1 protein-coding gene is annotated in these 612 nt (G+C 63.9%); it reads left to right on the top strand.

Annotated elements, in window-relative coordinates:
• The coding region (locus LPA37_RS27655; RefSeq protein ID WP_267478221.1) for a reverse transcriptase domain-containing protein at nucleotides 1–612 on the top strand (612 nt) is incomplete at both ends.

Below are 612 nucleotides of genomic sequence, written 5' to 3'. Positions count from 1 at the left end.
CGTGTACCCGTGAGCGACGAAGCCTGCGGCCCGCGACATGAAACCGGGGACACAGGGTCAGCGCTGCTGGAAGCGGTGCTGACGAGAGAGAACCTGAAGCAGGCGTTCAAACGGGTGCGGGCCAACAAGGGAGCCGCTGGCGTGGACGGTCTGGACATTGACCAGACGTCGCGTCATCTGGTGACGGCGTGGCCTGCGATCCGTGAACAGTTGCTGAAGGGGACGTACCGGCCCAGTCCGGTACGGCGGGTGACGATTCCGAAACCGGACGGGGGCGAGCGCGAGCTGGGCATCCCGACGGTGACGGACCGGCTGATCCAGCAGGCACTGCTGCAAGTCTTGCAGCCGGTTCTGGACCCCACCTTCAGCGAGCATAGCTACGGCTTCCGGCCCGGACGGCGTGCACACGATGCGGTGCTTGCCGCGCAGTCGTACGTGCAGTCGGGGCGGCGAATCGTGGTGGACGTTGATCTGGAGAAATTCTTTGACCGGGTCAATCACGACATCCTGATCGACCGTCTGCGGAAACGAATCGATGATGCCGGAGTCATCAGGCTGATCCGGGCGTATCTGAACAGCGGCATCATGGATGACGGGGTGGTCCAGCAGCGG

It is taken from the genome of Paraburkholderia gardini, from assembly GCF_907164545.1.
Lineage (GTDB): Bacteria > Pseudomonadota > Gammaproteobacteria > Burkholderiales > Burkholderiaceae > Paraburkholderia > Paraburkholderia gardini.
Note: the sequence above shows the minus strand (reverse complement) of the source record. Positions and strands in the feature narration are given on the sequence as shown.